Origin of the sequence: Novosphingobium sp. Chol11 (assembly GCF_945870625.1) — a bacterium.
Classification (GTDB): domain Bacteria; phylum Pseudomonadota; class Alphaproteobacteria; order Sphingomonadales; family Sphingomonadaceae; genus Novosphingobium.
The window spans coordinates 1-7,022 of sequence record NZ_CAMBTS010000133.1; the positions used below are offsets into that span (position 1 = coordinate 1).

Sequence of the window (7,022 nt, forward strand, 5' to 3'; positions counted from 1 at the left end):
TGGCGCGCGGCGAGCTGCGCGCGCTGGTCTGCACGGCCAGCCTCGATCTGGGCGTCGATTGGGGCGATATCGATCTGGTGGTGCAGATGGGCGCGCCCAAGGGATCGTCGCGCCTGTTGCAGCGGATCGGCCGCGCGGGCCACCGGCTCGATGTGGCCAGCCGCGCGTTGCTGGTGCCGGGCAATCGCTTCGAGTTTCTTGAAGCGATGGCGGCGAAGGACGCGGTGGACGAGGGGCAGCGCGACGGAGAGGCGTTTCAGCGCGGCGGGCTCGATGTGCTGGCGCAGCATGTTATGGCCATGGCCTGCGCCGGAGCATTTGACGAGGCGGCGCTGCTCGCCGAGGTGCGCTCCTCGTTTGCCTATCACTGGGTGGACGAGGCGGTTTGGACGCGGGTGCTGAGCTTTGTTTCCACCGGCGGCTATGCGCTCAAGGCCTATGACCGGTTCAAGCGGATCGTGCGGAGACATGACGGCACCTGGCGGCTGACCCACCCCGAACACGCCGCGCGCCACCGCCTGAACGCGGGGATCATCGTCGATTCCGAGATGCTGGACGTGCGCTTTCGCAATGGCCGCTCGCTGGGCAAAGTCGAGGAAAGCTTCGGCGCGGGGCTGAGCCCAGGGGATACGTTCCGCTTTGCCGGCATGGATCTGGAGGTCGAAAGCCTGCGCGATCTTGAACTGGTGGTGCGCGCGGCGAAGTCGGCTGGCCGCATCCCGAGTTACATGGGGGCGCGTTTGCCGCTGACCACGCATCTCGCGGGCCGGGTGCAAGCGATGCTGGCCGACCGCGCGGTGTGGGGCCGCTTTCCCGATGATGTGCGCGAATGGCTCGAAGTGCAGGACTGGCGCAGCCGCCTGCCCGCGCCGGGCGAGCTGCTGATCGAGAGCTTCCCCCACGGCGGGCGGGAGTACACGGTTTACTACACCTTCGAGGGCTGGAACGCCAACCAGGCGCTGGGCATGCTGATCACCCGGCGGATGGAAGACGCGGGTCTTGGGCCGCTGGGTTTTGTGGCGAGCGATTATTCGCTGGGGGTGTGGGGCCTTCGCCCGGTGGACGATCCGGCCGCGCTGCTCTCGCCCGATATCCTGACCCATGAATTCGTCGAATGGGTGCAGAACTCGCACCTGCTGCGCCGGGCGTTTCGCGAGGTGGCGGTGATCTCGGGACTGGTCGAGCGCCAGCATCCGGGAAAGCGCAAGCGCGGGAGGCAGGTGACTTTCTCGACCGACCTCATTTACGATGTTTTGCGCAAGTATGAGCCCGATCACCTGCTGATCGAGGCGGCCTGGGCCGATGCACGCGCGCGGATGACCGATGTCGGACGGCTGGGCGATCTGCTGGACCGCGCGGGACACGAACTTGTCCATGTTCAGCTGGACCGGGTGAGCCCGCTGGCGGTGCCGATCATGGTGATGATTGGCCGCGAATCCGTGCCAGCCGGGTCAGCAGACGACGAGCTGGTGATCGAGGCCGAGAGCCTTGCGGCTGCGGCGATGCGACCCGACTGAGCGGGGCAAATGAAAAGGGAGGCGGTGTGCGCCGCCCCCATGCTCATTAGGGAATGAATGCTGCCGAAGGTGCGGTCAGCGTGCCGCGGACACCTTACACAACGACGCCGCTCACTGCGAGATTGTCGATCACTTTGAACTTGTCGCTGAGGGCTGGCACAAAATCTGCACCAAGATACTTCGACAAGCGCAGCATGAGCGGGGTCGGAAAGGTTGTTTCAGCTTTATCGCAGCAGGATCAAGACGCTCACTTTGTGAAAGTGGCGTATTTCTCGTTGCCGACGAAACCGAACTTGCTGACCTTGGTCTGCGTGATGATCTTCAGGATCTGGTTCGCAATCAGATAGGACGCATAAGGCTCCGGCTCGAACTGAAGTTCGGGCTCAGGGGTCATTGCCTTGGTCGCCTGCAGCAGCGACACCAGGCTGCCTTGGGTTTGCGGCGAACCATTCCACAGGATGATGTTCTGCGTGGTCAGCACCACCTTGTTCTTGACCGGATCGACCAGCGGCTTGTTGGTCGGAGGGGTGGCCTGCGGCAGATCGATATTGACCGAGTGCGTTGCCACAGGAATCGTGATGATGAACATGATGAGGAGCACGAGCATGACGTCGATGAGCGGCGTCGTGTTCATTTCCATCATCGGCGAGCCATCGTCCTTGCCGCCGCTCATTGCCATGGGTGATACTCCTTCAAAGTCTTGTGCAATGTCTTGTGCACTGGGGCGCGGCCAGAAATCAGGCCATGCACATCAAAATTAGAATGGCAGATCAAGCGCCGCCCGGATCGACCGGCGTGGAGATGAACCCGACCTTAGGATATCCGGCGATCTGCACGTTGTAGATCGTGCCAGCGATGCATTTCCATGGCACGTTGATGTCGCCGCGGATGTGCACCTCGGGAATGCTCTCAGGCTTCATGTTGGCCGCGCCGCCAGCACGCTTCACAATGGCATCGAGACGCTCGAACGCCTGCTTGTAAAGCTCAGCGCTGTCGACCCGGGTCACATTGTTCAAATAGACGCGGCATTCGCCGGTGCGGGTCGAGCCTTCATAGCCATCATCCTTGGGGCTGCGGCCAGAGGCATCGGTCGAAACAACCGAAATCAGCAGGTTTTCAACCTTGTTCTGGCTCTCTTCAGAAACAAGAATGGGGACCTTGAGCTTTTCGACAGTCTGGATCGCGACAGGAATCGCGATGAGGAAGATGATCAGCAGCACCAGCATCACGTCAACAAGTGGCGTGGTGTTGATTTCCGACATTGGGCGTTCTTCGCCGCCAGCGCCGCCTACAGACATTGCCATTTGTGTTAATCCTATCCGGTTCGGTCACCGGCTCTGTTCAGACCTGGCAGGCTATTACCTACCAAAGCCCCAGCCAGAGCCCGCGAATGGCCAACAATGCGGCGGGGCCCGGTCACAAAGGCCGGTAACCCCGCAGAATTGCTGAACTTACTTCTTCACCGCAGCAGCAGGAGCGGCGGCCGGTTTGGCGGCAGCAGGCGCTGCAGCAACTGCAGGGCTAACCGCGCCCTTCGAGTTGATGTTGGCAAGCAGATCGGTGCTGAAACCGTTCAGCAGCTCGGCAATGCGCTTGTTGCGTGCCTGAAGCCAGTTGTAGGCAAGCACGGCGGGAACGGCGACGAGCAGACCGAGCGCGGTCATGATCAGCGCTTCACCGACGGGGCCTGCGACCTTGTCGATCGAAGCCGATCCCGACAGACCGATCGCGATCAGCGCGCGGTAAATGCCGACGACGGTACCGAACAGACCGACGAACGGCGATGTTGCACCCACCGTCGCAAGGAACGGCAGGCCGCTTGCCAGCTTCGAATTCACCGAAGCCTCCGAACGGGCGAGCGAACCATGAAGCCAGTCGTGCGCTTCCATCGAGTCGACCATCTTGTCGTGCTGCTCTTCAGCGGCGAGGCCGTCTTCCGCGACCTGGCGGAAGGCCGAGTTCTTCTCGAGCTTGGCAACGCCTTCGCGCAGCGTAGCGGCACGCCAGAAGGTAGCGCGAATGTCCTTCGCCTGACCCAGCACCTTGCTCTGTTCAAACAGCTTGGTGAACATGATGTAGAACGAACCGAACGACATGATGCCAAGGATCGTGACCGTGGCATAAGCGATGAAACCGCCAGCCTGAAGGGCTTCGACGAAGCCAAATTTGTTCTGCGGAGCAGCGGTCGTCGCAGCCGCGGCAAGCATCTGGATGAACATGCGGGTCTTCCTCTCAAGAATTCAAAAACAAGCGAAAAGGGGTAGTGGGTCTACTATATCGAAGTTTGGGTTCCGGCGATCATTCCTTAGGAATGACCCACCGGATCGTACTCGAGTAGGCACCCGTAGTCGGATTTCCTTCACCGTCGGTAGCCGGCGTAAAACGAGCGCGGCGGCGAATATTGTCACAGGTTGCCTGATCGAGATCAGGACTGCCGCTTGAACGCGTTACCGTGCAATCGGCCACCTTGCCGTCTGTGCCGACGGTGACCCGGAAGCCCGTCGAGCCTTCGCGTTCTTCACGCAGGGCACGCGAGGGATAATCGTTCGATGTCGCCCAGTTGCCGGGATTGCCCTTGGGCGCAGCGCCCTTTGGCTGGAACCGCGGCGGCGGTGGCGGTGGCGGTGGCGGTGGCGCAGCGGTCGTGAAGACCGGTGCGGGCGGCGGCGCAACCGTCACCGTCTCAACCGTGGGCGCAGCCGTATTGAGCGAGATCGCCGGCGGCGGCGCTACGATCGGCGGCGGCGGCGTATCCTGCTTCGGCGGCGGCGGTGGCGGTTCCTCGGGAGGTTTCTCTTCCTCGATGTTAATCGCGGCAGTTACCTCTTTCACCTTCTTGAATGCCTCATATGCCAGTCCTGTGACCAAGGCATAACCGACGACGACATGAAGGACCGCAACGACGATGAGCGCGGTCAACTTGTTACCACTCATCTGTTGGTCAGCGTATGCCATTCAGCTCCAAAACTCCTGCTCTGCCGCACAGGTTTGGTTCGCAAGCGATACCAAACAATACAAAACCCCGAACGGAGGCCTGCCCCGCGCGACGGTTCAATCCACCAATTTCGTTCCACCCTGCCGGCTAACCGGACCGCTGTCCCCAATCGCAACCCGTTCGGCGACAGCTATGCGAACCCCTTTTGTAAGGTGTGCTCGCTTGCCGTATTACCTAACGCCGAAGCCAAAGCCGCGCAAATGCTTTATCAGTTAAGATAACATTCACGTTTCCCATAACTCACAGAGCGCCGAAAATCCCTGATTTCCGCCCATTCGGCACAATGAAGGAACCACCTATGACCCGCATTTTGATCACCTTTGGCACGATATTGGGCGGGGCGCTGGCCTGTCTGGTGGTTCCATCAGGCAGCCTTGGCGCAAAAACATATTTGCCGAATGATGCTATGATTCGCAGCGATTCCGCCGCCGAGCCTACTTACGCCGACCTTGTCGACCTCGCGCTTGCGGCCGAATTGGTCGCGCGCGCGCAGGTGCGTTCGGTCGTCCGGCTCAAGCCCGAACCGGGCCAGCCGGCAAGGGCCGCAATGCCTTCCGGCGCAGCGGTGCGGCTGCTGATCAAGGCGCGCACGTCGGCGCTGCTGACCGGGCCCGGATTGCCCGAATCGGTGCAGTTTTTGGCCGACGTGCCGCTCACGGCAAACGGCAAACCGCCCAAACTGGCCAAAACGCAGGTCATAATCATGGCGCGGCCTGTGCCGGGCAAGCCGGGCACAGTGCAGCTCGCCGCCCCCGATGCGATGCTGACGTGGACCGCAGAACGGGAAAATCGCATCCGCTCGATCCTGACGGAGCTCAACACCCCGGGAGCGCCGCCCGCCATCGCGGCACTGCGCGAGGCGCTGCATGTGCGCGGCAATCTGGCCGGCGAAGGCGAAACGCAGGTGTTCCTGTCGTCCACCGGCGGGGACCCTGTCACGTTATCGATCCTGCGCCGCCCGGGGCAGCCCACGGCATGGGGGGTCAGCTTCACCGACATCGTCGATCAGGCGGCAAAGCCGCCCCAGCGCGATACGCTCGCTTGGTTCCGCCTTGCCTGCGCCTTGCCGCGCGAGCTGCCCAAGGGCGCGAACATTTCGGGCAGCGCCGCTGATCGGCTGGTCGCAGCGGAAGATTTCGCGCTGGTGCTGGCAGACCTCGGGCCGTGCACCCGCCGCCGCGCCGCGAACTTAAGATGAGCTGACCCTCAAGCGGGAACAGGGCCGCCGTGCACCGGTTGCGAGGTCGGCTTCCAGCCTCTAGAGCAGCCGAAGGAGCCGGGCGCAGCGCGCGGTGCCTCCACTTTGGGGCCGCATGCGCGGCGGAATGGGGAGATCATGAGCGAACCCTTGCGCATTGCGCTGGCTGGCGTTGGAACAGTGGGCAGCGGGGTTGTCCGGCTGATGCAGACCAATGCCGCGCTGATTACAAGGCGCGCCGGGCGGCCCATCGTGATCACCGCGATCAGCGCGCGCAATCGCGGCAAGAACCGCGGCGTCGACCTTTCCGGCCTGGCCTGGGAAGACGACATGGTGATCCTGGGCGAACGGCCGGATGTCGATGTGGTGGTCGAACTGGTCGGCGGCGCCGATGGCCCGGCGCTGGCGCTGGCGCGCACTACCTTCGAGGCGGGCAAGGCGCTGGTGACGGCCAACAAGGCGATGGTGGCGCATCATGGCATCGAGCTGGCGACCAAGGCAGAAGCCGCCAAAGTCGCCTTCAAGTTCGAAGCGGCGGTGGCCGGCGGAATTCCAGTGATCAAGGGGCTGAAAGAAGGCGCGGCGGCCAACGAACTCCAGCGGGTTTATGGCATCCTCAATGGCACCTGCAACTACATCCTCTCGACCATGAAAGACACCGGCCGCGATTTTGCCGATGTCCTCGCCGAGGCGCAGGCCAAGGGCTTTGCCGAGACCGATCCCAGCTTCGACATCGACGGAATCGACGCGGCGCACAAGCTGGCGATCCTCTCCAGCATCGCCTTTGGCACGGCGGTCGATTTTCCGCCGGTGGCCGCCACCGGCATCCGCCGGGTGCTGGCCGCAGACATCGCGCAGGCCGACGCGCTGGGCTATTACATCCGCCTGATCGGCATGGCCGAAACCGAATTCGACGCCAGCGGCCAGCGCCGCCTGTTTCAGCGGGTTCATCCCCATCTGGTGCACCGCGATCATCCGCTGGCGCATGTCGATGGCGCGACCAATGCGGTGGTGGCGGAAGGCAATTTTGTCGGGCGGTTGCTGTTTCAGGGCGCGGGCGCGGGCGACGGCCCGACCGCCAGCGCGGTGGTGGCCGATCTCATCGACATTGCACGCGGCGATATCGGCGCGCCGTTCTCGATCCCCGTAGCCGAGCTTGACCGCGCGGCCCCCGCCGACACCGGCCACCGCACCGGCAAGGCGTACTTGCGCTTCATCGCCGCCGACCGGCCGGGCGTGCTGGCCGAGATCACCGCCGCCATGCGCGATGCCGGGGTCTCGATCGAGAGCCTCATCCAGACGGGCCGCGCCG

The 7,022-nt window shown here is 63.1% G+C and carries 7 protein-coding genes; 3 read left to right on the forward strand and 4 right to left on the reverse strand.

Translation table 11 applies throughout. The annotated features are described in order from the left end of the window. Positions 1–1,517: helicase-related protein (locus Q0O40_RS14705; RefSeq protein ID WP_295531496.1), on the forward strand; the 1,517-nt coding region annotated here is incomplete at its 5' end. Positions 1,518–1,764: 247 nt separating this feature from the next. On the opposite strand, the gene Q0O40_RS14710 is transcribed toward Q0O40_RS14705, so the two are convergent. From Q0O40_RS14710 to Q0O40_RS14725, 4 genes are all read right to left on the reverse strand, one after another. Continuing rightward, complete coding sequence (locus Q0O40_RS14710; protein ID WP_295531500.1) at positions 1,765–2,196, reverse strand: biopolymer transporter ExbD; 432 nt, start codon at positions 2,194–2,196, stop codon at positions 1,765–1,767. 91 nt (positions 2,197–2,287) lie between these two features. Next, complete coding sequence (locus Q0O40_RS14715; protein WP_295531503.1) at positions 2,288–2,821, reverse strand: biopolymer transporter ExbD; 534 nt, start codon at positions 2,819–2,821, stop codon at positions 2,288–2,290. 147 nt (positions 2,822–2,968) lie between these two features. After that, positions 2,969–3,736, reverse strand: a complete 768-nt coding sequence (locus Q0O40_RS14720) for a MotA/TolQ/ExbB proton channel family protein (RefSeq protein WP_295531506.1) — start codon at positions 3,734–3,736, stop codon at positions 2,969–2,971. Positions 3,737–3,815: 79 nt separating this feature from the next. Continuing rightward, positions 3,816–4,472 (reverse strand): energy transducer TonB, encoded by a 657-nt coding sequence (locus tag Q0O40_RS14725; protein ID WP_295531509.1) that lies wholly within the window; start codon positions 4,470–4,472, stop codon positions 3,816–3,818. Positions 4,473–4,810: 338 nt separating this feature from the next. Here Q0O40_RS14725 and Q0O40_RS14730 point away from each other — a divergent pair, with 338 nt between their 5' ends. Together Q0O40_RS14730 and Q0O40_RS14735 are read left to right on the forward strand one after the other, a co-directional pair. Next, a complete protein-coding gene (locus Q0O40_RS14730) occupies positions 4,811–5,710 on the forward strand; it encodes a hypothetical protein (protein WP_295531511.1) in 900 nt (299 codons plus the stop codon). A 138-nt stretch (positions 5,711–5,848) separates the two neighbouring features. Next, positions 5,849–7,022: homoserine dehydrogenase (locus Q0O40_RS14735; RefSeq protein ID WP_295531514.1), on the forward strand; the 1,174-nt coding region annotated here is incomplete at its 3' end.